The organism is Burkholderia sp. KL41, from assembly GCF_057005415.2.
The window spans coordinates 531,508-557,256 of sequence record NZ_CM189268.1 but is presented as its reverse complement, the minus strand read 5'-3'; the positions used below and the strand labels follow the sequence as shown (position 1 = coordinate 557,256).

Sequence of the window (25,749 nt, the reverse complement as noted above, 5' to 3'; positions counted from 1 at the left end):
CCCGCCGCGCCCGCTGCCGTCACGCTCCGCCGCCGCATATCCTTCGCGACGTGCGCGCGGCAGCGGCTAATACGCACCCGAACCGCGCACCACCACGTTGATCGTCCGGAACAGGATTCCGATGTCGCGGCGCAGCGACCATTCGCGCACGTAGTACACGTCGAGCGACACGCGCGTCGAATAGTCGGTGTCGTTGCGGCCGCTGACCTGCCAGAGTCCGGTCATGCCCGGTTTCGCCATCAGGTAGTAGCGCACGTCGGTGCCGTAGCGTTCGAGTTCGGCCTCGACGATCGGGCGCGGCCCGACCAGGCTCATGTCGCCCTTCAGCACGTTCAGCAGCTGCGGCAGTTCGTCGAGGCTCGTCTTGCGGAGCAGGCGGCCGATCGGCGTAATGCGGACATCGTTCTTCAGCTTGAATTCGCGATCCCATTCCGCGCGGGCGTCGGCATCGCGCTCGAGCAGCGCCTTGAGCACCGCATCGGCGTTCGTCACCATCGAGCGGAATTTCAGGCACTTGAACCGCCGGCCGTTGCGGCCGACGCGCTCGTGCCCGAAGATCGCCGGGCCGCCGTCGCGCCGCACGGTCCACGCGATACCCAGCAATACCGGCGCCAGCAGGAGGAGCAGCAACGACGCGCCGACCAGATCGAAGCCGCGCTTGACCATGCGCTTCACGCGCCCGGCCGCCCGGTGGCCGATCTCGCGCTGGCCGCGCAGGTCGGCGTGCGCGATGGCTGCCGCACGCACCTGATCGCCGGCACGCTCGATCATTCCGAAGATCGCGAGCGTCAGCGCGCGGAACACGATCAGACCGATCCCGCTGGCAAGCGTCCAGCACACGAACCACTCGCTCGACAGCACGTGCGCACGGTGCAGCATGTACAGGAGCGCCGTGCTCATGCCCTGCACGACGATCCACGCGAGCACGGTACGGCCGAGCACGTGGAGCGCCGAACGCGTGCGCGCCGTCTCGTAGATGCCGCAGGCGGGAAATACCGACAAGGCCAGCGCGGCGGCAAACGCGACGAGTGCGCCGTCGAACAGCGTCCCGCGCGCGCCGCCGGTGGCGCCGATCAATGCGGGAATGAACGCGCCCAGCACGATCAGCCCGATATCGGTCGCTCGATTGATCAACGAATTCATCGGTATGAACTCCTAATTTGTCATTCAGCACCCGTCCGCGTTGCGCACCGGCACTGCACGCCTGTCATTCAATGTCGCCCGAGGCGGTCATTCGGCCATGCCGCGGCACGCTGCAGTGCGCGTGCCGGTCAGCGTGCCCATCCGTTTGCCCGTCGGCATGCCGTCACTTCCGTGTTGCCGCAGTGCATCATATTCATCGCGACTCGCGCTTTTATCGCCTGCGTCCGAATTCGCCTTGTTGATGGCGGATGGAATCAAGGGTGATTCCGTGCCGGATTTATTCGATCGATTTCACGATTTGGCAGATAACGTTCCATGCGGAATGACGCGCGATTTTTTTATGGATTCTCGAATCCGGATCGCGATGGCGACACGCCGTTTCAAGCCACTGCATTGATTCATCTTGCCGGTGTCACCCGGCACGGCAGGTCGCGATTTCATCGCCGAATGCCGCACGGAACGTGCGAGCGAGCATCGGCGGATACCAACCGCGCGAATACTGGCTCGAGGAATAAAAAGGCCTGCACAGTGCGCTCACGAAGACACGGCAGGCAAAATTCCGAGGAGTGCCGGGGTGCCGCCTCCTCGAAAGTCCAGTCGATAACTTAATCGAGCGGGTACGCATTTCGGGCGGCTGCTGTCGGACGGCGCCACGATTGTGGCCGAATCCACCTTTGTTGCACTGCGATCGACGGATATCCGATTTTTTCGATACGAATCGAGCGCCCCGTCATTCGGTCGAAATCCCGTTTATCCGGATATTCATGACTCTCGGCACGATGAATTCACGTATCGCCTTCGAGTAACGAACGACGCGCTCGTGACTACGATGCCGTGTTGTTCATCCAGCTGCTCAGGTCCGACGCATACAGCATTTCCGCCGAAGCGTCGCCGCCTTTTCGCGCGGCGGCCCGGTATTCGGTCGGTGAAGTCTGCAAGTGCTGGCGAAACAGCTTGGCCATCCGGTCGCCACTGCCAAGGCCGGTTCGTCTCGCGACCTTGTCGGCCGGAAGATCCGTCTCGATCAGCATGCGGCAGGCCTTTTCGAGGCGGATTCTCAGCACGAACTCGGTTGGCGTCACACCAATCTCGTTCTTGAAGCGCCGCAGGAAATTGCGCTCGCTCATCGCGGCGGCCTGCGCCTCGTCCGCGATGGAGATCCGGTTCTCGCTGTTGACGCGCAGGTGATGTGCCGCGCGCCGGATCAAGGTGCTGGCGCGCGCGACACGTGCGCCGAACAGCACGTCGGTCAGCTTGCGATTCGCACCGGACACCATGCACGCCACGATTTCCTGCGCGATTTCGTAGCCCATGTCGACGCGCACGATCGACAACGCATCCGAGAACGGCCCGTCGTCTTCGTCACCGGTGCATTCGACGTCGTCGCGTCCGGCGTGCGCGGCGCCGCCGTCGTCCGCCGCCGGCAACACCTTCTCGACCTCCTTTTGCGCCAGGTGAATCTGCGTCAACAGCTTCCGGCCGCCACCGCTGCCCCTGACGACGCGCGCACGCTGATGCGCATGCCTGAGCCACGCGATCAATTGCTCGTCGAGGGCGTCGATCCCGCCCTCTCCGCTCAGGACGAACATCGCGTGAACCGTGCTTGCCTCGAGCATGCGGGTGGCATCCGTCCAGATCCCCACACCCGACGACGAACGAACCGGGCCGCCATGGATCGAATAAAGCCGCAATTCGTAGTGGTCGGCGAATACGCCGTCGGCTCGACCGAGCTGATTGGCGAGTTCGAAAACCGCTGCCAGCTTGCCCATCTGCATAATCGAAAAACCCTCGAGCAACAGTACGATCACGCTTGCCCGTTGATGCCCGGTTCCGGGGCCTCTACCACGATTCACGCTTAACCCCGCCGACGAATGATTCGATACTGTTTGCATCTTGCGGCCCTTTAACAATTGCTTACATTTCTTGATTTCTGCGCCGCATCATATGCGGCTGTGATTGTTAGCCGATTTATCAATGTCCGTTTCCGCCGTGTTGTTGTCGGAATCAATCAAGCCCGTGATGCGCCCCTATTTATTGACAATGGTCGAATCGGATGTGAATTCATTCGCAAAAATCGATAAAAAATTGACGCAAGTCATCGACAGCGGATATCGATCGGGATATCGGGATACCTCGTCAGTTCTGGCTAATTGCGACGGAATTCGGGCCGTCCGATGCATGACACATGGCGGCCGGCAGATCAGGATGAGGGGAGATGTTTCGACGACCGCGCGTGGACGGCGTGGCCTCCGCTTCGACCGCGGGCCGCCGAGTACGGCCCGCATTCGGATCTAGCCATCGTCAACTGACAGAGTCGCAATACACGTGGGCGACACGTTCAAATCGATGTCGCGCGCACCGGCTCCGGGTGTAATGCAGACGGCAATCGATGTAATTGCGTGAGCGCTGATCGGCAATTGCCGAACGCGCATTGGCGGCGCGGCATGCGATTCGAATTCGCTTCGGTGTCACGCAAACGTTCGCCGCGGAATTATGCATCCGATTTCATTGGAAATTCGTGCAGTATCCCGCGCTGAATCGGCAATCGAATATCGGTGCAGTTACCGAATATTTCGATATGGTGCCATGCAAACGTTTCCTTTCAATCCGGATCTATCCACTGATGAATGCACGACATTGGTGCGGCAATGTCGCGCCGACGCGATATTCGACATATCGATGTCGCAGGAGAAAGGTAAAGTACGCGGCGTTGCGTCCGGATGGGTTTCGACGGTAACGGTAGCGCACGCGGCGCAATCCGATACGCATTCGACTGTATCGGCCCGCGGATCGGCATCGGCACGGTCGATGCCCGACTCGCGGAAATCGGTCATGCGGCGAACGATCCCGCCGCCATGTCGCTCGATGCTCGTCGGCAAGCGCGACTCAGGTCATGGCCCCCGGTTGACAACCGGGGCCGAAAAGCACGCGTTTGGCGCCCGGAGCCGAATCCGCAAGCGGCGACATGCGCGAGGCCGCGATGGTTCGAGGCCGAGTGCGGGAAAGCGCGTGCCGAACGCCTCAAGGTACGGCTCGATCAGGGTCCTGGCCGCGACGCGGGCGGCCGAGACCAGACGCGTCGGCCCTGGGCCGGCGGCTACGACTACCAACGTGGACGGAGCCCGAACACCGCGCGCCCGACCGCGCCCGTGCCGATCGCCCGGCCGTTCCCCGTCCCGGTCTACTCGACGTTGTCCGACACGTCCGTCATCCGGATCATGTGCGGTTTCACGCCGTCGTCGTCATCGGCAGGCACGGCCTCCTTCGGATGAATCAGCGCTTCGAGCCGCGCCTTCGTCGCGACGAACGCCGGCGAATTGACCTGCGAATAATCGCGCGGCCGTGGCACCGGCACCTCGATCAGTTCCTGCACCGCTCCCGGATTCGCCTTGAGGACGAGAATGCGATCCGCCAGGAAAATCGCCTCGTCGAGATCGTGCGTGATGAACAGGATCGTCACGTCGATATTGCGCCAGATGTCGAGCAGATGCGTCTGCATCCGCGCACGCGTCTGCGCGTCGAGCGCACCGAACGGCTCGTCCATCAGCAGGATGCGCGGGCGGTTCGCCAGCGCACGGGCGATCGCCACGCGCTGCTTCATCCCGCCGGACAACTGGTGCGGATACACGTCGGCGAAACGCGTCAGCCCGACGAGATCGAGCCACTGCAGCGCTTCGCGTTCGGCCTCGCCGCTGCTGCTCCCGTTCATCCGGAGACCGAACATCACGTTCTTCTTCACGGTGAGCCACGGAAACAGCGTGTAGCCCTGGAACACCATCCCGCGATCGGCGCCCGGCCCCTGCACGGGCTTGCCGTCCAGCAACACGTCGCCGCTTGTCTGCGCTTCGAGCCCCGCCAGGATGCGGATCAGCGTCGACTTGCCGCAACCGGACGGGCCGATCACGCACACGAATTCGCGGCGGTGCGTACGGAAGCTGATGTCGTCGAGCGCGACGCACTCGCCCTGCGGCGTCGCGAAGCGCTTGCCGACGTGGCGCACGTCGAGTATCACGTCGCGGGTTTTCAGCCGTGCGAAGCGCTCGCGCACCGCGTCGGACTGCATCAGGTACTCGGGAACGGCTTGCGGATTCTGCATGATGCCCTCTGCGGAAATCGGTTGACGGTTGCGAATCGAAGGGCATCACGCTTTCAGCGTGCGGTCCCACGGAAACAGCTTGCGGCCGAGCACCCCGAGCACGATGTCGGTCCCGAGGCCGATGACCCCGATCATCAGGATCGCCGCATACACGTTGTCGAAATGCTGGTAGCGCGCCTGCTGGCTGATGTACCACGTGATGCCCGAACTGGTGCCGACGAGTTCGGCAACGATCAGGTAAGTCCACGCCCACCCGAGCAGGATCCGCTGGTCGCGATACAGGTCCGGCAGCACACCGGGAATCACGACGTGGGTGAGCAGCTTGAGCTTCTTCGTGCCGAGCGTCATCGCGGCCTCGAACAACCCGTATTCGAGCTTGCGTGTCGTGTTCGCGATGATCAGCACCTGCTGGAACAGCGTCCCGATCACGATGATCGCAATCTTCGGTGCGTCGTAGATGCCCAGAATCGCGACCATCAGCGCGCCGAACGCCGGCGCGGGCAGGTAGCGGAAGAACTCCAGGAACGGCTCCTGAAGTCTCGCGAGCGCGCTGAAGGTGCCGCAGACGATGCCGAGCGGCACACCGATCGCGGACGAGATCACGAAGCCCCAGAAAATGATCCGGATGCTGTGCCACAGGCTCTCGTGCAGCCATACGCCGTCGCGGGATGCGGGCGGTGTCGTGAATGCGGTGTAGAACGCGCGCAACACCTGGTGCGGCGCGGGCAGGTAGACCGGATTCGCGCGCACGCCCTCCGGCACCGCCGTATGCATCTCCCGTGCATGCGCGAGCTCGTCGTCGAAGACTTCACGATCGATCTGCATGCCGGTCTGGAAATAGTCGACGCTTCCCGGATTCGTGATGCGCATCTGCGGATGCCAGACGAACGGCACATAGCTGATCAGGCACCAGACGGCGAACGGCAGCAGGAAGGACGCCAGGCCGAGCGTCCATTTGCCGCGCGTCGTCAGTTCGCGGCGCACGGCCAGCCATCCGGTCGTGTTGCGGGTCATTGACATGGGGATCTCCGTATCGTTTCGGGTGCCGGTCGCGCAGCGCCCGTGGCATCGCGCGACCGGACGTTCATTGCGAGGCGCTGTTCGCGGCGTGGGCGCGATACGCCCGCCAGCCGCCGAAGCGCGTGATGTCCGTGGCCTCGTCGAGCGCCGCGCTTTCGCACAGGAAGCCCTGCACGCGCGACCCGTCGGCGAGCGTCAGCGTGCCGATGCCGAGCGGCGCCGCAATGCCCGCGACGAAGCTGCCGTAAGCGTCGACCGGCATCTCCCAGATCTCGACCGCGATCGGCGCACCGCCGTCCGGCACGCGCACGAGCCCCGGCTTGGCGACGCTGCCGCCGGATGCCGCGCCGGACAGCGCGTAGAGACGGTACGTGGCGGCCGTCGTCGTCGCCGCGACGAAACGCGCGTGTCGCTGCGTGAGCTGCCCGTTCAACGGCTCGCCTCGCAGATGCGCACCGACGACGGCCACGCGCACGACGCCGGTGGCTTCCGTCGGCGCCGCATCCGCCGTTGCGGTGCCCCCAGCCTCACGGACAGCCTGATCGCCGTCGCCCCACGCCTGCGCGAGATCGAGCAGCCGCGCATCGTCGTGCGCGCGGCCGACGAACGTGATCCCGAACGGCAACCCCGCGTGCGCCCCGGTCCTGCAGACGCCGGCAGGCACCGCGATCGCCGACAGGTCGAGCAGGTTGACGAAGTTCGTGTAGTAGCCGAAGCGCGAATTGATGCCGATCGGATCGGCTTCGAGCGCGTCCACGGTCGCGGTCGTGGCCGAGGTCGGCATCACGATCGCGTCGAGCCCGGCCCATGCGCGGCCCGCCTCGACGCGCAGCGTCGCGAGCCGGTCGAACGCGGCGAACGCGTCGGCCGCGCTGAAGCGCGACGCGCCGCCGACGATCGTGCGAATCACCGGATGGAGCGCATCGGGCTCCCGCGCGGCGAATGCGCCGAGCGCGGCAAGCCGCTCGGCAACCCACGGGCCCTCGTAGAGCAGCCGCGCGGCGGCCAGGAACGGGCTGAAATCGATCTCGACGATCCGCGCGCCCGTCGCCCGCAGGCGTTCGAGCGCCGCTTCCCAGGCCGCGCGATACGATTCGTCGCCGAAGAATTCGAGCTGATCGGCACGCGGTACGCCGAAACCCGACTGGCCGAGCGAACGCACCCGGTCGACATCCGGCAGCGGCTGCCATGCGCGTCCGTAAGGATCGCCTTCGGTCACGCCCTGCGCGACGGCGAACACCGACCGTGCGTCGTCCGGCGAGTGCGCGAACACCGACACGCAATCGAGCGACCGGCAAGCCGGCACGACGCCGAGCGTACTCAGCACGCCGCGGGTCGGCTTGAGTCCGACGAGCCCGTGAAACGCCGCCGGCACGCGCCCGGAACCGGCCGTGTCGGTCCCCAGCGAGAACGCCGCGACGCCGAGCGCGACCGCCACCGCCGACCCGGAACTCGATCCGCCCGACGCGTAGCGCGGATCGAGCGCATTGCGGCACGCGCCGTAGGGCGAGCGCTGCCCCGACAGCCCGGTCGCGAACTGGTCGAGATTGGTCTTGCCGACCGGAATCGCGCCGGCCGCGATCAATCGCTCGACGACGGGCGCGCTGCGATCCGGCGTGTACGCATAGGCCGGACAGGCCGCCGTCGTCGGAATGCCGGCGAGGTCGATGTTGTCCTTGATCGCGAACGGCACGCCGTAGAGCGGCAGCGACGCGATGTCACGCCCGGCCAGCGCGTCGGCGTAGGTCGTCATCTCGGCGTGCGTCAGCGACCGGATCCACGCATGATGCGGATCGCCCGCGTCGAAATGCGCGGCGATCGCGTCGACGAGCGCATGCGGCGTCAGGGTGCCCGCCTCGTAGCGCGCGCGCAGCGCGGCGATCGAGCCCGGTACGGGCAGCGGCGAACGTTGTGTCGTGCTCATGCCACCTCCTCGGCGGCGCCGGTCTTCTGCACCATCAGCCGCTGGCCGGCCACGACCGCCGCGCCCGGCGCGCAATCGATGGTCTCGATCGTGCCGTCTTCCATTGCCGTCACCGCCACCTCCATCTTCATCGATTCGACGATTGCGACGACCTGCCCTTCGGTCACGCGCTCGCCGGGTTCGACCAGCACCTTCCACACGCTGCCCGACACGTCCGCGGCAATCGCGCGCTGCGTATCGTCGAGCGCGGCCGTTTCCCGCGCCGCCTGCGCGTCGCCCTGCTCCGCTTCGCCGACGTACTCCGCGTGCCCGGCCGCCCGCCACCGCTCGCGCTCGGCTTCGAACGCGGTTTGCTGCGCGGCCTTGAACGTCGCGATCGACTCCGCCTCGTCGCGCAGGAAGCGGTTGTACGCGCCCAGGTCGAACACGGATTCCTCGATCTTCAACGACGCGCGGCCCGCGATGAAATCCGCGCGCAGCGCAGCCAGCTCGGCCTCGCTGACTTCGTAGAAGCGGATCTCGTCGAAGAAACGCAGCAGCCACGGCTTGCCGGCTTCGAACTCCCGCGTGGTGCGGCGACGGTTCCACATCTGGACGGTACGGCCGACGAACTGGTAACCGCCGGGCCCTTCCATGCCGTACACGCACAGATACGCGCCGCCGATGCCGACCGCGTTCTCGGGTGTCCAGGTGCGCGCGGGGTTGTATTTGGTCGTCACGAGCCGGTGCCGCGGATCGATCGGCGTCGCGACCGGCGCACCGAGGTAGACATCGCCGAGCCCCATCACCAGATAGCGCGCGTCGAACACGATGCGCTTCACGTCGTCGATGCTCGCCAGCCCGTTGATCCGCCGGATGAACTCGATATTGCTCGGGCACCACGGCGCATCGGGCCGCACCGACTGCATGTAGCGTTCGATCGCGATGCGCGTCGACGGGTCGTCCCACGACAGCGGCAAGTGCACGATGCGGTTCGGCACGCGCATGTCGGCCACGTCGGAGAGTTCTCGCTCCGCGGTCTGCAGATGCGCGAGCAGCGCATCGACCGGCAGCACGCGTGCATCGAACTGCACCTGAAGCGAGCGGATGCCCGGCGTCAGGTCGAGCATGCCGGGCAACCGGTGCGCGTCGAGCCAGCACATGAGGGCGTGCACGCGAAAGCGCAGGTTCAGGTCGAGCACGAGCGGCCCGTATTCGACCAGCACGTTGCGATCGCCCGAGCGCCGGTAGACGACGCCGACGCCGCCGGCCGACGGGTCGCGATGCAGCACGCATTCGCCGGGCGCGGCGCAGGCAGCAGTGGCGACGTCGCGCGTCGGTTGCGCGATCGCAGCAGCCGGCTTCCCGGCCGACGCGCCCGCGCGCACGAACTGCACGGTATCGCCCGGGCGCAACTGGCCGAGCTTCCACAGCTCGTCGCGCACGACCGTCACCGGGCACACGAAGCCGCCGAGGCTCGGCCCGTCCGGGCCGAGGATCACCGGCATGTCGCCGGTGAAATCGACCGCGCCGATCGCATACGCGTTGTCGTGGATGTTCGACGGATGCAGGCCGGCCTCGCCGCCGTCCGCGCGTGCCCATTGCGGTTTCGGCCCGAGCAGCCGGACGCCGGTGCGGCTCGAGTTGTAGTGGACCGTCCACTGCGTGCCGTAGAGCATCGCGATGTCGTCCGGCGTGAAGAAATCCGGCGCGCCGTGCGGGCCGTCCAGCACACCGAGCGTCCACGCATGCGTCAATGCGGGAATGTCGTCTTCGGCCAGCGTCGCGCCGGCGTCGCCGCGCCCCGCGTCCGCGTGCAGATGCAGCACGTCGCCCTTGCGCAGCGCGCGCCCTGCGTGACCGCCGAACTGGCCGAGCGTGAAGGTGGCCTTGCTGCCGAGATAGTCGGGCACCTGCAGCCCGCCTTTCACGGCCAGGCACGCGCGCACGCCCGCGCCCGTCACGCCGCCGAGCTTCAGTACCGTGCCCGGTCGAGCGCGCAGCACCTGCCAGAACGGCGCGGGCTCGCCGTCGAGCGTTGCCGCGAGCGGCGCACCGCCGAGCACGAACAGCGTCGCGGTGTTGAAGCGCAGCGTCGCGCCGACCATCGTGAATTCCAGCCCGGCCGCGTCGCGTGCGTTGCCGAGCAGCGCGTTGGCGAGATCGAACGCGCGATCGTCCATCGGACCGGACGGCGGCACGCCGACGCTCCAGTAACCGACGCGCCCGGGCGCCTGCTGCACGGTGGTCTGCACGCCGCCGTCGAGCACGTCGATCGTGTGCGGCGCGAATGCGAAGCGCGACAGGAACGCCGTCGTCGGCGCGCCGCGCGCGAACGTGTCCGAGCCGGCAATCGCGCGCAGGTAGTCGAGGTTGGTTTCGATCCCGTACAGCTCGGTCCGCGCCAGCGCGGCCTGCAGTGCCGCCAGCGCGTCGCGGCGCGTATCGCCGCGCACGATCAGCTTCGCGAGCAACGGATCGTAATGCGCGCTGACCTCGGTGCCCGCGTCGATCCAGCCGTCGACGCGCACGTCGTCCGGAAAGGCGACATGCGTGAGCACGCCGGCACTCGGCTGGAACTGCTTGTGCGGATCTTCCGCATAGAGCCGCACCTGGATGCTCGCGCCGCGCGGCGCGACGGCGAGCGTCTCGAACGGCGGCAGGTCGCCTTCGGCCTGCAGGATCATCCATTCCACGAGATCGATGCCGGTGACTGCTTCGGTCACGCAATGTTCGACCTGCAACCGCGTGTTCACTTCCAGGAAATAGAACCGGCGCGCGTTCGCGTCGAACACGAACTCGACCGTGCCGGCCGATGCGTAGCCGACCGCGCGGGCGAGCCGCACCGCGCTCGCGTGCAACGTGTCGCGCTCGGCATCGGTCAGGTCCGGCGCGGGTGTCTCCTCGATCACCTTCTGGTTACGGCGCTGCACGGAGCAATCGCGTTCGCCGAGCGCGATCGCGCCGCCGCGGCCATCGCCGAAGACCTGCACTTCGATATGCCGCGCGTGCTCGACGAATTTCTCGAGATACACGCCCGCATGCGCGAAGTTCGCCTTGCCGAGCCGCACCACGGATTCGAAGGCCGCCTCGAGCTGCGCGGCGTCACGGCACAACGACATGCCGATCCCGCCACCGCCGGCCGTACTCTTCAGCATCACCGGATAGCCGATCGCACCGGCTTCGGCAAGCGCCGTCGCCACATCGTCGAGCAGGCCCGTGCCCGGCAGCAGCGCGACACCCTGTGCGGCCGCGAGCGCGCGCGCGGTGTGCTTGAGGCCGAACGCGCGCATCTGGTCGCCGCGCGGCCCGATGAAGCGCACGCCGGCCGCTTCGCATGCATCGGCGAAACCGGCATGCTCGGACAGGAAGCCGTAGCCGGGATGCACGGCCTGTGCGCCGGTCTCGCGCGCGGCTGCGAGGATCGCCGCGACGTTCAGGTAGCTCTCCGCCGCCGGCGCGGGGCCGACCCGCACGGCTTCGTCGGCGAGCGTCACGTGCCGCGCGTCGCGGTCGGCGTCCGAGTAGATCGCGACCGACGCAATGCCGAGCCGCTTCAGCGTCCGGATCACGCGGCACGCGATTTCGCCGCGGTTCGCAACGAGGACTTTGGCGAATCTCATTCGGCCTCCCACACGGTGAGACGCACGGGCGTCGGGTTGTAGCCGTTGCACGGGTTGTTCAGCTGCGGGCAGTTCGAGATCAGCACGGTGACGTCCATCTCCGCCCGCATCTCGACGTACTTGCCGGGCGCGGAAATGCCGTCCTCGAACGTCAGCCCGCCGAGCGGCGTGACGGGTACGTTCATGAAGAAGTTGACGTTGCCGACGAGGTCGCGCTTGGTGAGCCGCGCGCCCGTGCCGCACGTGCAGTGCGCGATTGCATTGAGGAAGCTGTCGCGGCAGTTGTGCATGTGCCGCTTGTCGAGCGCATAGCGCACCGTGTTGCTCTCGGCCGCGCATGCGCCGCCGAGCGTGTCGTGACGCCCGCACGTATCGGCGACGATCGTCGCCATCGCGTTGCCCCGGCTCGACAGCAGCACGCTGCCGGCGCTCAGGTACAGGTTGCGCTGCGCGCGGATCGTGTCCTGTGCGCTGTAGCGCTCCTCGGGGTCGTCCGACCGGTAGAACAGCGTGTCGACGGCCTGGTTGCCTTCGAGGTCGAGGATGCGGAAGACCTGCCCGCGCTTCAGGTCGTGCAGCCACGGTTCGCCCGCGTTCAGCGTGATGTCGTGGATCGCGTCGCGCGGGTCGAGGCGGCTTTCGATGATCGGCATGGTGCGGCTCCTTACGCAAACAGGCGGTCGGTGTTGGTGAAGCCGCGCATGTTCTCGGCGCACGCGCGCCGGCACGGATCGTCTTCGGGTGCGGCGGCGTCCGCCGGATACGCGCGGTACGCGATCAGCTTCACCGGCTTCGGCGCATAGTCCGCGCGCGGATCGAGCGGATGCGGCGCGGTCGAGAATGCCGCGAGCGTGTTCATCTCGAAGCGCAGGTCGACGGCACTGCCGGCCGTCGAATGGCCGGGGACGAAATCGAGCGTGCCGTCGTCCCCCGTCTCGAGCTTGCTGAAGAAATTGACGTTCGCGGCGAGGTCGCGCGCCGACAGCCCGTACTTCGCGAGCTCGAGCACGAGGCTGTCGCGGCCGTTGCGGATCATCGCGTTGCGATCGGCCTGGTACGTCGTCGTGCCGTACTTGTGTGCGAACAGGCGCGCGTCGCCGACGCCGCCGAGCGGGTCGTGCCAGCCGAGCGTGTCGGCCGTGATCGACGCGATCACGCGCCCCATGTCCGTGTACAGCGCATGGCCGCGCGTGAGATGCGCGGTGTGCTGCGCCTTCAGCGTATCGGCCATGTTGTAGCGTTCGAGCGGGTCTTCCTGGCGATGAAATACGGCGGACAGGTTCGCACCGCCCTCGACATCGACGATGCGCAGCGCGAGGCCGCGGCGCAGGATGCCGGACCAGTGGGTCCCGGCGGGAATCAGCGTTTCCCACGCGACGTGCGGTGGTGGGGCGAGGACGGCTTGGGGGCTCGGCGACATGGCGGCTCCGTGGTCGGTTGGATAAAAGGCGTGAGAGGGCGACCGAACGACATCGCGACCTCCCGGGCTTTTATCCCTCCGTGGAGCCTCGCCGCTGCCTCGTATCGAGGCGAAGGCAAGACCGGATTGCTCTCGGACCAGGCATCGTGCGGCGCGAACGCCGCATGACCGGAACCCTAGCGATCCTGAAGATGATGCAAATTGCTTCGCACCTCTCGGGCAACGATCTAGCGAGTTGCGTGCCAGCCTCGACGAAACGGCTGCACAACGCGGTGCGGCGGCCCGCGCGTGCGCCGCGTGCACGACATGGCGGCGACCCCGTGCCCTCGCGGCGGGCGTGCCGCGCACCAGGCGAACGCGATCCCGCACCGGTGCAGTGCGTGTCGCCTGCGCATGCACGGCACGATCCGCAGTGGCATGGGCATTGCATCGATGGCGGCACCTTCACTCGACATCCAACCGCTCATGAACAAGCTCGACCTGCTCCGGCGCGTGCTGACAGCCCTCTTCTCCGCCCGCTTCATCGAACTGCAACGCGCCGCGCGCCGCCGCTGAGCCGCCCTCGTCGCACGTCGTTGGCACGGTTTTCGCTCGGCATGACGCCGAGAGGTGCGGCGGCGTCGCATCTTAGGGGTGCTAGGGTTCCGGTTCATCGAACGTCTGGTCCGAGAGCAGCCCGGCACGGGTTCGTCCGATCGCGAGAGCGGACGCGCACGCGCTACACGGCGGGACAAAAGCCCGGGAGACTGGCGATGGCAACGGCCATCGCGCCTCTCCGTGGCCGCTTCGTTCGTTCCGCATCCGCAGGAACCGGCTACGCAGCCGGACCGTGCTCCTGCACGGTCCGTATCGACGATCCCGATCCCGGTCTCCTGGAGAAACACGATGACCCGTCCCGCCTCGGCACTCCGCCGCCTGCTGTCCTTCCGTTCCGCCCGTCGTGCATTGGGTGCTGCCGCCACGGCGGCGGCGCTGCTCGCGGCGCCCGCCGTTCACGCGGCGGCGCCGCTGAAGATCGGCTACAGCGACTGGCCCGGCTGGGTCGCGTTCCAGGTCGCGCTCGACAAGGGCTGGTTCAAGGAGGCCGGCGTCGACGTCGATTTCGAATGGTTCGATTACTCGGCGTCGCTCGACGCGTTTTCCGCGGGCAAGCTCGACGCGGTCGCGGCAACCAACGGCGATGCGCTCGTGACGGGCGCATCCGGCGCGAAGAACGTGATGATCCTGCTGACCGACTATTCCGCCGGTAACGACATGATCATCGCGAAGCCGCCGCTGCGCAGCGTCGAGGGGCTGAAGGGCAAGAAGGTCGGCGTCGAGCTCGGCCTCGTCGATCACCTGTTGCTCGAAACCGCGCTGCAGAAGCACGGATTGAAGGATGGCGACGTGACGCTGGTCAATGCGAAGACCAACGAACTGCCGCAGGTGCTCGGCTCGTCGACCGATGTCGCCGCCGTCGCCGCATGGCAGCCGAACGCAAACGAGGCGCTGAAGCGCGCACCAGGCGCACGCGCGATCTTCACGTCGGCCGACGCGCCGGGGCTGATCTACGATGCGATCACGGTCGCGCCCGCGAGCCTCGCCGCGCGCCGGGCCGACTGGGCCAAGGTGATCAAGGTCTGGTACCGCTGCGTCGCGTACATCAACGACCCGAAGACGCAGGCAGATGCGGTCAGGATCATGTCCGCGCGCGTCGGGCTCACGCCGGAGCAATACCTCCCGTTGCTGAAAGGCACGCACCTGCTCGACGAAGCGGCCGCGAAGCGTGCGTTCCGCAAGGGCGACGGTCTCGATTCGATCTATGGCTCGACGCGCAACGCGAATGCGTTCAACGTGCGCAACGGCGTGTACAAGCAGTCGCAGAATGTCGATGCGTATATTGATCCGCGATTCGGAATGTCGAACTGACCGTTGCGCGCGGTCGGACTTTTGACGGCTCGGTCAGGCTAGCGGGCGCCTCCCCGCTTCATCGAGCACGGGGAGGCGTATTTCCGAGGATGTCGAGGCAGGTGTCGCCTGTCAGCGGCGCTTGCCCGCATCCCTGTCGAGCCGGCGCAGTCCGTCGAATCGTTCCGCGATTTTCGTCTCGATGCCGCGCGACGCCGGCCGGTATCAGTCCGGCTGCCGCACATCGTCCGGCGGATAGCGTTCTCCCGCGGCATACCCGTGCGGCTCTTCGTGCGGATTTCGGCAACCCCGTCCGAGCGCTTCAGCGTCGGCGCGCTACGCGTTCCTTGCACAGCCGATCGGCTTCGGGCTCGGCCCGACGCCGATCGCGCGCTTCACCGATCGCGTGTTCTGCAATCCGAAGAGGATCGGCGATTCGATCGCGATCCCGTGACTTTTACCGTCACGAAATCCCCCCTTCCCAAGCCCGCCTCTTTTCCATCATTTCGCTCATTCTCCCCAATCGTTTCTCAAACAAAAATTGATTGATTTGGCGAAACCGCATTCGCATACTGCGCAAGCTTCGTTCGCAATGCGTTGTCGTTGTCCTGAATCGGTCCCGACGCGCTGTGCCAGCGGCAAGCGGGATCGATATCGCGCGGTTTCCACTCTCTCGATGGAGAAACGTCATGGGCGTTACCGTCATTCCCCGGCTGCACGGCCTGAAGGGCGAGAAGAAGATTGCCACCACCGTCGGCGAAGCCCGGTTGAGCGGGATCAACTACCGGCATCCCGATTCCGCGCTGGTGTCCTATCCGGTCGCCGCCGCCGGGCCGTTGGGTACGCTGCCCGCCGGCAACTACAGGATCGCCATCGTCGGCGGCGGAGCAGGCGGCATCGCCGCACTCTACGAACTCGGCCGGCTCGCGGCGACGCTGCCGGCAGGAAGCGGCATCAACGTGCAGATCTACGAAGCCGATCCCGATTCGTTTCTTCATGACCGCCCGGGAATCAAGGCGATCAAGGTGCGCGGGCTCAAGGCCGGAAGAGTGTCGGCGGCGCTCGTCCACAACGGCGATCCCGCCAGCGGCGACACCATTTACGAAGTAGGCGCGATGCGCTTTCCGGAAATCGCCGGATTGACCTGGCATTATGCGTCCGCCGCATTCGGGGACGCGGCACCGATCAAGGTATTTCCGAATCCGGGCAAGGTGCCGACCGAATTCGTGTTCGGCAATCGGGTCGATCGTTATGTCGGGAGCGATCCGAAAGACTGGGAAGATCCGGATTCGCCGACGTTGAAGGTACTGGGTGTCGTCGCCGGCGGGCTGGCGGGCAACCCGGAAGGCGAGAATGTCGCGATGTATCCGATCGCCAATGTGGATCCGGCCAAGATCGCGGCGATCCTGAATGCGGCTACGCCGCCGGCCGATGCCCTCGAGCGGATCCAGACGAAGTACTGGCCCGAGTTCATCGCGCAATACGATGGCCTGACGCTCGGCGCGGCCGTCCGCGAGATCGTGACGGTTGCGTTCGAGAAAGGAACGCTGCCGCCGGTCGACGGTGTGCTCGACGTCGATGAATCGATCAGCTACTACGTCGAGCTGTTCGGCCGCTTCGGCTTCGGCACCGGCGGCTTCAAGCCGCTGTACAACATCTCGCTGGTCGAGATGATGCGGCTGATCCTCTGGGACTATTCGAACGAATACACGCTGCCGGTCACGGAAAACGTCGAGTTCATCCGGAATCTGTTCCGCAAGGCCCAGGACGTCGGCGCCGGCAAGCTGGCCGTCCAGGTTCGTCAGGAACGCGTCGCGAACGCCTGCCATTCCGGCACCGCGTCGGCGCGCGCGCAACTGCTGTCATACGACAGCCATAACGCCGTCCACGCCGAAGCCTACGATTTCGTGATTCTCGCCGTCCCGCACGATCAGTTGACGCCGATCGTCAGCCGCAGCGGCTTCGAACATGCCGCGAGCCAGAATCTGGGGGACGCGGGCCTGGGCCTCGAAACGCATACGTACAACCAGGTTTATCCGCCGCTGCTGCTGAGCGATAACAGCGCCGCCGCGAACGCCCGGATCGTCACGGCGATCGGCCAGCTTCACATGGCGCGCTCGTCGAAGGTGTTCGCCACCGTCAAGACCGCTGCGCTCGACCAGCCGTGGGTCCCGCAATGGCGCGGCGAACCGATCAAGGCCGTCGTCTCCGACAGCGGCCTCGCGGCGAGTTATGTGGTACCGAGCCCCATCGTCGAAGACGGCCAGGCGCCCGAGTATTCGAGCCTGCTCGCCAGCTACACGTGGGAAGACGATTCGACCCGGCTTCAGCACGATTTCGGGTTGTATCCGCAAAACCCGGCAACCGAGGCCGGTACGGCGGACGGGATGTACCGGACGATGGTGAATCGCGCGTATCGGTACGTGAAGTATGCGGGCGCGTCGAACGCACAACCGTGGTGGTTCTATCGGCTGCTCGCGGAAGCACGCACGGCGGACCGTTTTGTCTTCGACTGGACGACCAACAAGACGGCCGGCGGCTTCAAGCTCGACATGACGGGCGACCATCACCAGAGCAACCTGTGCTTCCGGTATCACACGCATGCGCTCGCCGCGTCGCTCGACAACCGCTTCTTCATTGCCAGCGACAGCTACAGCCACCTCGGCGGCTGGCTCGAAGGCGCGTTCATGAGTGCACTGAATGCGGTGGCGGGCCTGATCGTGCGCGCCAATCGCGGCGACGTGAACGCGCTGTCCAGTGCCGCGCGTCCGCTCGTGGCCGGTTTGCGGCCCGTCGTGAAGGTTCCCGCAGCGGAGCTGGCCACCAGCAAGTAATCCGCGAACGAGGAGACGCGCGCGTCGCGCGTCATCATGCGCCCGCCGTCCGGCGGGCGCGTTTCACATCGATCGAAACAGGGCGCGCGGCCGGACGGCGGAATCGGTGTATCCGGATTACCGCTCGCTCACCTTCACGCGCGGCAGCCATTCCGCCTCGGCACCCTGCGTGCCTTTCAATTGGGCGGGGATCGCGTCTTGCACTTGCGCGTCGTGGCGGCGTACCGCCTCGGTGTCGAGATGACGGCCGTCGAACGTCGACTGGCGACGGGTAATCATGTTGATGCGAAGGCGTTTTGCCGCCATGGTCGGTCTTCCTTGAAAAATCGGCCCCCCGCCGACTGGCGAAGTGCAATAGATGTACGTGAGAAAGATGTCGCCAGGATGACGTGATGTGAAACGCACGTCTCCCGCCATCCTACGGCGGCGGCGCATGCACCGCAATGACTTCGAGCAAGCATCGCAGCTCACTCCTCCGCGATCCGCTTGCCGTCCGGCCTGAAAGTCGTTTCAGGGAAGGCAACGAGGCGCGCCGCACGATCGACACGATCGGCACCTGGTGCGGCGTCGAGGTACAACGGTTCGGAGGCCTGCCGGACGTGACGCCGTTCAACTTCGACCGCATCTGACCTTGCCGGCGGGGCCTTGATCGGGTCGCCGCTATAATCGGTGCGACTCTACGGCGGCCGCGCATGTCGGCTGCCGGCTACACGCCGGGATGATTTCCCTTTCGGGTGCGACGCGCTCGAGGATTCCTTTCTCCCCGCGCGTGAAGCGCCTTGCGCCATTCCCCGCGCCTGCCATTCATGCCCGGCCGGGCAACGGATGGTGACTGCGCGAGTTGCTTCAAATATGACGGTTTCCCGTGCTGCCACCGGGTTCACGGGAATCCTCGACAAAAAAGACAGAGGGCCTCGCCGATGCCGGTTTCCACTGGTTTTGACCGCAACGCATTCAGGGCGTATCCGCTGGACGGCGCGCTGCTGCGCTTTCACCCCGCGACAGGAACGCACGTCCGGATCGAGAACGCGGCGACCCGCCACTTGCGGCGCCTCGCACCCCGGGTCGTGATGTTCGGGATAACGAACAAGTGCAATCTGTCTTGCGACTTCTGCTCGCGTGATGTGCGGCGCGACAGCGCCTGGTCCGTCCAGTCGGCCGCCAACGTCCTTCGCGGCCTCGCCGCGGCAGGCACGCTGGAAGTCGCCTTCGGCGGCGGAGAGCCGTTCGCGTTCCGCGGATTCGCCGAGCTGATCGACATCCTCCATCACACCACTCCGCTTGCACTGAACGTCACGACCAATGGAACGCTGATCCGGCACAACACGTTTGCGCCCTACGCGGGCCGCTTCGGCCAGGTCCGCGTCTCGCTGTACGACGACGTGCGCTGGCGCGACGCGGGCACGGTCCTGTCGGAATACGGGCAAAGATGGGGCGCCAACCTGATCGTCGACGACGCGGTGCTGCCAAGCCTCCCCGCACTGCTGGCCGAACTGGCCGCGCTGGGTTGTCAGGATGTCTCGTTGCTGTCCTACATCGGCCCCGATTTGCGCAGGCACCTTTCGCCGAAGGGGCGCGCGCAGCTCGCGGCCATCGTGCAGGATTCGCCGATCGCCTGCCGCCTGTCGGTGTGCTTCGGCGACGCGGTGCCCGTATCCAGATTGTTCGACGGAGCCGATGGCAGTGGCGACTGCGGCGCAGGGCTCGACTTCGTCTCCATCACGCCCGATCAACGCATGCAGGGCTGTTCGTTCCAGGACGGCGGCCTGCCTGCCGCCAGTGCGGAGGACATCCTGCACGGATGGCGCAACGCGCGTGCGCATCTCGAGCAGCCCAGTGCGCGGCGCGGTTGTGCACGTCGCGGCGCAGATGCCGGTCGAACCCGGTCAACGCCGCCGGTCAGCGTGTGGCAGGCATTCTCCGGCAACAACAGCGGCGAGTGCGTGATGGTCGCGAAATTCGAGACCATCGCGGATGCGGACGCCTACCTCGCCCAACTGCTGCCGTCATGGGCGCCCGATGCCGAGTATTCGTCCGAGTGGAAGCGCCTGTTCAAGGAAGAAGCGGTCGCGGGGCCGGGCTTGTCGGGCGGAGGGTCGCCTCGCGAGCTGGCGGCGATCGGCCGCTCGGTGATCGCGACGGGATACGAGGCAGACGACCTGTTTCCGGAATTGCGTGCGCTGGCCTGGAAGAAAGGCGCATACGTGGTGCCTGGCGGCATCCACGCCCACGACGTGTTCCTGCTGGCCGCGGTGCGTGCGTCAGGCGCGGATGACGCACACGATCTGGCCGCCCGGAAGCCCCATCCCGCCGCCAGAACCTGGCTGCACGGAGAGGTCGTCCTCGTCACGCTCGAGCTGCAGGGTGATGGCGCGCCAGGTGAACTCGTCGAGATTCGCCAACTGCTCACCGACTATTGCGCCGGTCGACCGCTCGCCGCGGAACTCGTGTTCGACGACATCGACGACGCGGCCATGCTGTCGGTCAAGAAGCGGCTCGGCGCGGAAATCGGTCGAACGCCAAGGCTTGCGTTGCATTTCGGCTCGCGCGAGGATTCCGCCGAGCGGGCGGTTCGATTCGCGCACATGATCGCGGAAGGCCAGGCCGACGTCGCCGGCACGTGTGTCCTGGTATCGGGAATCGAGCGCCGCAAGCGGCTCGCGGTGCTCGCCTATCGGCAGGGTGCGTATGTCGGCGCCATCGACGGCCCGGAAGTGCGCGTCAGCGCCAGTTTTTTCGTGCGTGATGCCACACCCCGGAAAGGCCGGCGCGCGGAACCCGGCGAGATCGATATCGGCCTGGTTCGCGAAGCGCTTCACCAGCGCTTTCCGGGCGGCGTTCGCATCGAAGTCAAGGCGGGATATCGTCGGGGTATGGCCTTCGTGAACATCGTCACCGCGGACCCCGGATACGCTTTCGGTCAACTCGAGCAGCTTGCGGCGTCGTTCGACGCGAGGCTCGGCATCGGGGTGCACGAGGTCGATCCGCTGGCGTTTGCCGTTCGACGCGTGATCGCGGACGTGTATTCCTGACCCGCAACGCAACCCGCCGGGCGCGCGCGATCGTCTTCCTGGAATGCGCGTTTTCGGCCTTCAATCGATCCGGGTATCGCGCAGTCCGGTCGCGTCGCCGCCCCTCACGCCCGCCTGCCCGTAGCCTGCGCCGCCAACGCGGCCCGCTCGATCCAGCGGATGGCCGGCGCATCGTGCTCGCCCGGCGCGGGCCTGCCGATCAGGAAACCCTGCACCTCGCGGCAGCCGGCATCCGTGATGCACGCCAGTTGCTCCTCCGTCTCGACGCCTTCCGCGACGGTCGTCACGCCGAGACGCTTGCCGAGATCGGCCACCGCGCGCACGACGGCCGCGCAGTCCGGTCGCGAGATCGCGTCGCGCACGAAGCTGCCGTCGATCTTGATCTTGTCGAACGGAAACGCACGCAGATGCGCGAGCGACGAGAAGCCGGTGCCGAAATCGTCGAGGGCGACGCGCACGCCCATCGAGCGCAGCGCGCGCAGGTCCGCGATGGCCTCGCCCTCGTCATGCAGCAGCGCGGTTTCCGTCACCTCGATTTCCAGCCGGTCGGGTGTGAGACCCGCGCCGGCCAGCGCCGCCGCGAAGGCCGGCACGATCGTGCCGTGGCCGAGCTGCGCCGCCGACACGTTGACGGCGACGCGCGCACCGTCCGGCCAGCGCGCCGCCTCCCGGCAGGCATGGTCGAGCACGAAGCGGCCGAGCCGGTCGATCAGGCCGCCGCGCTCGGCCACCGGAATGAAGTAGCTCGGCGAAATCCAGCCGGAACGCGGATGATGCCAGCGCAGCAGGGCCTCGCGCGTCGTCACCTGGCGGGTCCGGACATCGACGATCGGCTGGTAGAACACGTACAGCCCCTGGTTCTCGTCCAGCGCGACGCGCAGCTTCGATTCGAGCGCGATCCGCTCCTGCGCGCGCGTTTCCATGTCCGGCGAGAACATCCGGTACGTCCCCTTCCCGGCTTTCTTGGCCGCATAGAGCGCCATGTCCGCGCGTGACAGCAGCACGCCGGCGTCGTTGCCGTGATGCGGCGCCAGCACGCAGCCGATCGACGCGCCGATGCGGAACTGCCGCTCGGGCGACGGCGCATAGGGCGCGACGAGCGTGTCGACGAGCCGCGCGGCCGCGCCCATCGCGCCGTCCGCGTCGGTGTCGCGCAGCAGCACCGCGAACTCGTCGCCGCCGATGCGCCCGAGCATCATCCCCGGCTCGGGGCACTGCCCGCGAAGGCGTTCCGCGACCTGGCGCAGCACCTCGTCGCCCGCCGAATGCCCGCACGCGTCGTTGATCAGCTTGAAGCCGTCGAGGTCGATGAAGAGCAGCCCGAGCGTCTTGTCCGAGCGGCGCAGGCTCGTGTCGAATTCGGCGAGGAAGGTCGCGCGGTTCGGCAGGCCGGTGAGCGAATCGTGATGCGCGAGCTGGTGGATGCGCGCTTCCGCCTCGGCCTGCTGCGTGACGATCGACCACGACAGCATCGGGCCGATGTAGCCCCCCTCGGCATCGCGCACCGCCGAGACCTGGAAGTCGAGCACTTCCGGCCCGAGCCGCACGCGGCCGCGATGCGGCAGGTTCGCCGGATCGGCGAGCAGGCGGCGCTGGTGCTGCGGGTGCGGATGGAAGAAGTCGATCGACGCGCCGAGCGCGTCGTCGGCGCGGATCGGCAGCAGATGCTCGATCGAGCGCAGCAGGTTTCGCGACGCCGTGTTCAGGTAGTTGATGCGGAACGTCTCCGGGTCGGCCGTCATCACGGCCACCGGCATGTCGTCGATCATCCGCATCAGCCGCGTCTGCGCCTGCTCGCGCATCCGCGATTCGGCCTGCGCGTCGACGGTGCGCACGAAGCCCCGGTAGTTGACCGAGATGACGGCGATCAGCGCTGCCGACACGAAAGCCATGTTGACCGCGGTGGCGACGAGCGTCGGCTGGCCCGTCGAGAGGAAGAACGCGATGAACACGGCGTTGACGATCACGGCCACGATCAGCGCGGCCGTGCGCAGGTACATCAGGCTGAAGATGCAGCCGATCACCGTGATCGCCATGTAGAACGCGACCTGGGCCTTCTGCCACGCGTCGCCGTACGGGAACAGCAGCAGCGCCCAGAGGGTGAACGTCACCGCGATCGGGATCACCAGCCAGTTCGTCATCGTGAGCGCACGCGACACGGTGTCCGGCGTCGGCTCCACCAGCCGCGCGCGGCGCCAGTGCAGCAGCCGCGCGAGCGACACGAGCGTCATCGCGGCCGGCATCGCGACCGACAGCCACCACGGCGTGCTGCGCAGGTGCGTGACGGCGAGGCTCCAGGTGCTCGAGATGAGGATCAGGTACATCACCGGGAGCTGGCCGGCGAATACCCGGAATTGCGCCGCGAGCAGGTCCGGGTTCCGGGCCGGCGCCGCGATGCTTGCCAGTCTGACCATCCGTACGTAGTGGGTTTTCATGTGAGCCTGCCTGCTGCAACCCGCGTGCGGATTGCCGTATCCGGCGTCGTCGGTTACCGGCGCGGGCCCGGGCCCAGCTCGGCCGTGACGGCCGATCCGGACGCGGGAACCGTCGCGCTGGCGCGGTTGCTGCCGGTCAGCGCGATCTGCCCGCTGCCGACAATCTCGTTGAGTGGTGCGGGCCTGCCGAGCAGGAAGCCCTGCGCTTCGTCGCAGCCTTCGTCGGCCAGCAGCACGAGCTGGTCGCGCGTCTCGATGCCTTCGGCCAGGATCGGAATGCCCAGGCTCTTGCCGAGCGCGAGCACGGCGCGGATGATCGCGCGATCCTGCGGTTTCGCTTCCGCGTCCGCGACGAACGACTGGTCGAGCTTGATGCGGTCGAACGGGAACGAGCGCAGCGTGTCCAGCGACGAATAGCCGGTACCGAAATCGTCGAGCGCGATGCTCACGCCCAGCGCCTTGATCTGCCGCAGCGTGTCCAGCGCGCGCTCGCGGCCGGCGAAGATCGTCGATTCGGTCAGCTCAAGCTGCAGGCGCGACGCCGGCAGGCCGGTTGCCTCGAGCACGTCCGCCACGAGCGCCGTCAGGTCCGCGTGCATGAACTGCACGGCCGATACGTTCACCGCGACCGTATAGGGCGGCTCCCACGTGGCCGCCCGCGCGCATGCCTCGCGCAGCACCCACGCGCCGATCTCCAGGATCACGCCGTTTTCCTCGGCGAGCGGAATGAACTCGGTGGGCGGGATCGTGCCGAGCGTCGCATGCTGCCAGCGCAGCAGCGCCTCGTAGCCGCGGATCTCGCCGGTCGTCAGCGAGGTCTGCACCTGGTAGTGGATGCTCAGCTGGTTGTCGGCCACCGCGCGGCGCAGGTCGGCCGCGAGGCTGCGGCGCGCGCGGACGATCAGGTCCATCGCCGGCTCGTAGAAGCAGATCGATTGCGCGACGCTGCCCTTGGCACGGTACATCGCGAGGTCCGCGTTGTTGATGAGGATCGCCTTGGTGGCTGCGTCGTCCGGGTAGATGGCAACGCCGAAGCTCGCGCCCGGCACGACCTCGTAGTCGTCCAGCCTGACCGGCTTGTAGAGCGCCGGCTCGAGCCGTTCGAGCAGATCCATCAGGCGTGTGTCGTCGCCCATCCGGCAGAGTGCCGCGAATTCGTCGCCGCCGATGCGGGCGACGAATTCGCCTTCGCGCAGCACGTTCGACATGCGCCGCGCGAGGATGCGCAGCACCTCGTCGCCGGCGTGATGGCCGCGCAGGTCGTTGATTTCCTTGAAGCGGTTCAGGTCGATGCCGATCAGCGCGAGCTTCGTGCCCTGCTCTTGCGCCAGCGCGATTTCGAGGTCCAGCCGCTCGTTGAAGCTCGCCCGGTTCGGCAGGCCGGTCAGCATGTCGCTCAGTGCCAGCCGGCGCAGGTGCTCGAGCGATTCGGCCCGTACATTGCTGTCGATCACGTAGCTCACGAGCCCCGTGCAGACGATCACGAGCGACGTACCCGCGACCCCCAGCGCGAGCGGACGCAGCGTGTTCACGTCGGTCCACGCGCCGTCGAGCGTCAGCGGCGTGATGCTCAGCGCGGACATCCCGGTGAAATGCAGCGCGAGGATCGCGAGCGACAGCACGCCAGCCATCTGGTTGACCGCGTGCGGCGACGGCCGCAGCGCGAGGTGCAGCGCGAGCGCCGCGAGGGTCATCGCCAGCAGCACCGACGCGACCAGGTAGCCGATGTCCCACGACACGATGCCCTCGACCCGCCACGCAAGCATGCCGGTGTAATGCATCAGCACGATCGCGACGCCGACGATCGCGCCGCCGAGCGCGGGCGCGATCCTGACGATGCGGCAGGTCGTCAGCGCGAAGCCGATCGTGCTGCCGCCGACCGCGATGAGCAGCGACACGAGCGTGAGCGGCAGGTCGAATTGCACGGGCGCGCCGGCATCGAAGCCGAGCATCGCGATGAAGTGCGTGCACCAGATCGCCACGCCGGCCGAAATGGCCGTCAGCACCTGCCAGCCGAGCCGCTGCATGCCGGAGGTGTTCACCGTGCGCTGGAACAGGCGCGCGGTGACCCACGAACCGGCCCCGCACAACAGCGCGGCAAGCAGGACCAGCCAGTGATTGTGCCGATGAACGATGCACCCTAAAACTGTCGCCAAAACCTTTCTTCCCCTATCCGTCGCATGGGTGGATGCCGTTCCCGATCGAAACCGCGGGGCGATGCCGCTTCGATCAGGCGCGCCTTCCGGATATCGGCATGTGATGAATAAACTGAACGCCGCGCGGCGGCACGCAAACGATTGCCCGGAAGATATTTTTTCTGGAAAAAGTGCCGGAACGAGACGGGGCGGGATATCGA

General features: G+C 66.7%; 18 protein-coding genes and 2 riboswitches. Of the genes, 5 read left to right on the top strand and 13 right to left on the bottom strand.

The annotated features are described in order from the left end of the window. Nucleotides 1–66 precede the first annotated feature (66 nt). The 10 genes from PQB87_RS36490 to PQB87_RS36445 all read right to left on the bottom strand — a co-directional run bounded on the left by PQB87_RS36490 (nucleotide 67) and on the right by PQB87_RS36445 (nucleotide 13,205). Nucleotides 67–1,143, bottom strand: a complete 1,077-nt coding sequence (locus PQB87_RS36490; protein ID WP_489245109.1) for a sugar transferase — start codon at nucleotides 1,141–1,143, stop codon at nucleotides 67–69. Nucleotides 1,144–1,230: 87 nt separating this feature from the next. Continuing rightward, nucleotides 1,231–1,401 carry a hypothetical protein gene (locus tag PQB87_RS36485; RefSeq protein WP_155632041.1) on the bottom strand — a complete coding sequence of 57 codons (171 nt, stop codon included), beginning with the start codon at nucleotides 1,399–1,401 and terminating at the stop codon, nucleotides 1,231–1,233. A gap of 566 nt (nucleotides 1,402–1,967) precedes the next feature. Next, on the bottom strand, nucleotides 1,968–2,939 hold the full coding sequence (locus tag PQB87_RS36480) for a GlxA family transcriptional regulator (protein WP_059688279.1): 972 nt from the start codon (nucleotides 2,937–2,939) through the stop codon (nucleotides 1,968–1,970). Between the two features lie 765 nt (nucleotides 2,940–3,704). Beyond that, on the bottom strand, nucleotides 3,705–4,022 hold the full coding sequence (locus PQB87_RS36475; RefSeq protein ID WP_489245107.1) for a hypothetical protein: 318 nt from the start codon (nucleotides 4,020–4,022) through the stop codon (nucleotides 3,705–3,707). 302 nt (nucleotides 4,023–4,324) lie between these two features. Then, nucleotides 4,325–5,239, bottom strand: coding sequence for an ABC transporter ATP-binding protein (locus PQB87_RS36470; protein ID WP_048027214.1), 915 nt, complete (start codon nucleotides 5,237–5,239; stop codon nucleotides 4,325–4,327). Nucleotides 5,240–5,284: 45 nt separating this feature from the next. Next, complete coding sequence (locus PQB87_RS36465; RefSeq protein WP_021158112.1) at nucleotides 5,285–6,259, bottom strand: ABC transporter permease; 975 nt, start codon at nucleotides 6,257–6,259, stop codon at nucleotides 5,285–5,287. A 64-nt stretch (nucleotides 6,260–6,323) separates the two neighbouring features. Continuing rightward, nucleotides 6,324–8,183: an allophanate hydrolase gene (gene atzF / locus PQB87_RS36460; protein WP_174414834.1), complete on the bottom strand. Its 1,860-nt coding sequence runs from the start codon at nucleotides 8,181–8,183 to the stop codon at nucleotides 6,324–6,326. Further along, nucleotides 8,180–11,785 (bottom strand): urea carboxylase, encoded by a 3,606-nt coding sequence (gene uca, locus PQB87_RS36455; protein WP_489245104.1) that lies wholly within the window; start codon nucleotides 11,783–11,785, stop codon nucleotides 8,180–8,182. The genes atzF and uca overlap by 4 nt, the downstream gene beginning before the upstream one ends. Beyond that, complete coding sequence (locus tag PQB87_RS36450; protein ID WP_027792692.1) at nucleotides 11,782–12,438, bottom strand: urea amidolyase associated protein UAAP2; 657 nt, start codon at nucleotides 12,436–12,438, stop codon at nucleotides 11,782–11,784. The genes uca and PQB87_RS36450 overlap by 4 nt, the downstream gene beginning before the upstream one ends. Nucleotides 12,439–12,449: 11 nt before the next feature. Then, the gene (locus tag PQB87_RS36445; RefSeq protein ID WP_027792693.1) at nucleotides 12,450–13,205 is read right to left on the bottom strand and encodes an urea amidolyase associated protein UAAP1; all 756 of its coding nucleotides are present in this window, start codon (nucleotides 13,203–13,205) and stop codon (nucleotides 12,450–12,452) included. Between the two features lie 57 nt (nucleotides 13,206–13,262). Continuing rightward, nucleotides 13,263–13,396: riboswitch (guanidine-I (ykkC/yxkD leader) on the bottom strand. Nucleotides 13,397–13,598: 202 nt separating this feature from the next. Between PQB87_RS36445 and PQB87_RS36440 the strand changes: the two genes are divergently transcribed. The 3 genes from PQB87_RS36440 (at nucleotide 13,599) to PQB87_RS36430 (ending at nucleotide 17,926) form a co-directional block, all read left to right on the top strand. Then, on the top strand, nucleotides 13,599–13,760 hold the full coding sequence (locus PQB87_RS36440; RefSeq protein WP_174414832.1) for a hypothetical protein: 162 nt from the start codon (nucleotides 13,599–13,601) through the stop codon (nucleotides 13,758–13,760). A 70-nt stretch (nucleotides 13,761–13,830) separates the two neighbouring features. Beyond that, nucleotides 13,831–13,952, top strand: a riboswitch (guanidine-I (ykkC/yxkD leader). A 138-nt stretch (nucleotides 13,953–14,090) separates the two neighbouring features. Beyond that, entirely contained in the window at nucleotides 14,091–15,113 is a 1,023-nt protein-coding gene (locus PQB87_RS36435) for an ABC transporter substrate-binding protein (RefSeq protein WP_060063862.1), read from the top strand. Between the two features lie 668 nt (nucleotides 15,114–15,781). Further along, on the top strand, nucleotides 15,782–17,926 hold the full coding sequence (locus PQB87_RS36430; protein ID WP_111941231.1) for a flavin monoamine oxidase family protein: 2,145 nt from the start codon (nucleotides 15,782–15,784) through the stop codon (nucleotides 17,924–17,926). 117 nt (nucleotides 17,927–18,043) lie between these two features. Here the strand turns inward: PQB87_RS36430 and PQB87_RS36425 are convergent, their stop codons facing one another. Beyond that, entirely contained in the window at nucleotides 18,044–18,232 is a 189-nt protein-coding gene (locus PQB87_RS36425; protein WP_021158119.1) for a hypothetical protein, read from the bottom strand. Nucleotides 18,233–18,369: 137 nt separating this feature from the next. Between PQB87_RS36425 and PQB87_RS36420 the strand changes: the two genes are divergently transcribed. Beyond that, nucleotides 18,370–18,555: a hypothetical protein gene (locus PQB87_RS36420; RefSeq protein ID WP_174414830.1), complete on the top strand. Its 186-nt coding sequence runs from the start codon at nucleotides 18,370–18,372 to the stop codon at nucleotides 18,553–18,555. A 291-nt stretch (nucleotides 18,556–18,846) separates the two neighbouring features. Then, a complete protein-coding gene (locus PQB87_RS36415; protein WP_489245101.1) occupies nucleotides 18,847–20,958 on the top strand; it encodes a radical SAM protein in 2,112 nt (703 codons plus the stop codon). Nucleotides 20,959–21,062: 104 nt separating this feature from the next. Here PQB87_RS36415 and PQB87_RS36410 read toward each other — a convergent pair whose 3' ends face one another. Continuing rightward, a complete protein-coding gene (locus PQB87_RS36410) occupies nucleotides 21,063–23,393 on the bottom strand; it encodes a putative bifunctional diguanylate cyclase/phosphodiesterase (RefSeq protein WP_489245099.1) in 2,331 nt (776 codons plus the stop codon). A gap of 53 nt (nucleotides 23,394–23,446) precedes the next feature. Next, nucleotides 23,447–25,549, bottom strand: coding sequence for a putative bifunctional diguanylate cyclase/phosphodiesterase (locus PQB87_RS36405; protein ID WP_489245098.1), 2,103 nt, complete (start codon nucleotides 25,547–25,549; stop codon nucleotides 23,447–23,449). Between the last annotated feature and the right edge of the window lie 200 nt (nucleotides 25,550–25,749).

Coding starts and splice junctions, on each gene's coding strand:
- PQB87_RS36490 (WP_489245109.1), bottom strand. CDS start 1,143: ATGAATTCGTTGATCAATCGAGCGACCGATATCGGGCTGATCGTGCTG.
- PQB87_RS36470 (WP_048027214.1), bottom strand. CDS start 5,239: ATGCAGAATCCGCAAGCCGTTCCCGAGTACCTGATGCAGTCCGACGCG.
- PQB87_RS36465 (WP_021158112.1), bottom strand. CDS start 6,259: ATGTCAATGACCCGCAACACGACCGGATGGCTGGCCGTGCGCCGCGAA.
- atzF (WP_174414834.1), bottom strand. CDS start 8,183: ATGAGCACGACACAACGTTCGCCGCTGCCCGTACCGGGCTCGATCGCC.
- uca (WP_489245104.1), bottom strand. CDS start 11,785: ATGAGATTCGCCAAAGTCCTCGTTGCGAACCGCGGCGAAATCGCGTGC.
- PQB87_RS36450 (WP_027792692.1), bottom strand. CDS start 12,438: ATGCCGATCATCGAAAGCCGCCTCGACCCGCGCGACGCGATCCACGAC.
- PQB87_RS36445 (WP_027792693.1), bottom strand. CDS start 13,205: ATGTCGCCGAGCCCCCAAGCCGTCCTCGCCCCACCACCGCACGTCGCG.
- PQB87_RS36440 (WP_174414832.1), top strand. CDS start 13,599: ATGCACGGCACGATCCGCAGTGGCATGGGCATTGCATCGATGGCGGCA.
- PQB87_RS36435 (WP_060063862.1), top strand. CDS start 14,091: ATGACCCGTCCCGCCTCGGCACTCCGCCGCCTGCTGTCCTTCCGTTCC.
- PQB87_RS36430 (WP_111941231.1), top strand. CDS start 15,782: ATGGGCGTTACCGTCATTCCCCGGCTGCACGGCCTGAAGGGCGAGAAG.
- PQB87_RS36425 (WP_021158119.1), bottom strand. CDS start 18,232: ATGGCGGCAAAACGCCTTCGCATCAACATGATTACCCGTCGCCAGTCG.
- PQB87_RS36420 (WP_174414830.1), top strand. CDS start 18,370: ATGACTTCGAGCAAGCATCGCAGCTCACTCCTCCGCGATCCGCTTGCC.
- PQB87_RS36415 (WP_489245101.1), top strand. CDS start 18,847: ATGCCGGTTTCCACTGGTTTTGACCGCAACGCATTCAGGGCGTATCCG.
- PQB87_RS36410 (WP_489245099.1), bottom strand. CDS start 23,393: ATGAAAACCCACTACGTACGGATGGTCAGACTGGCAAGCATCGCGGCG.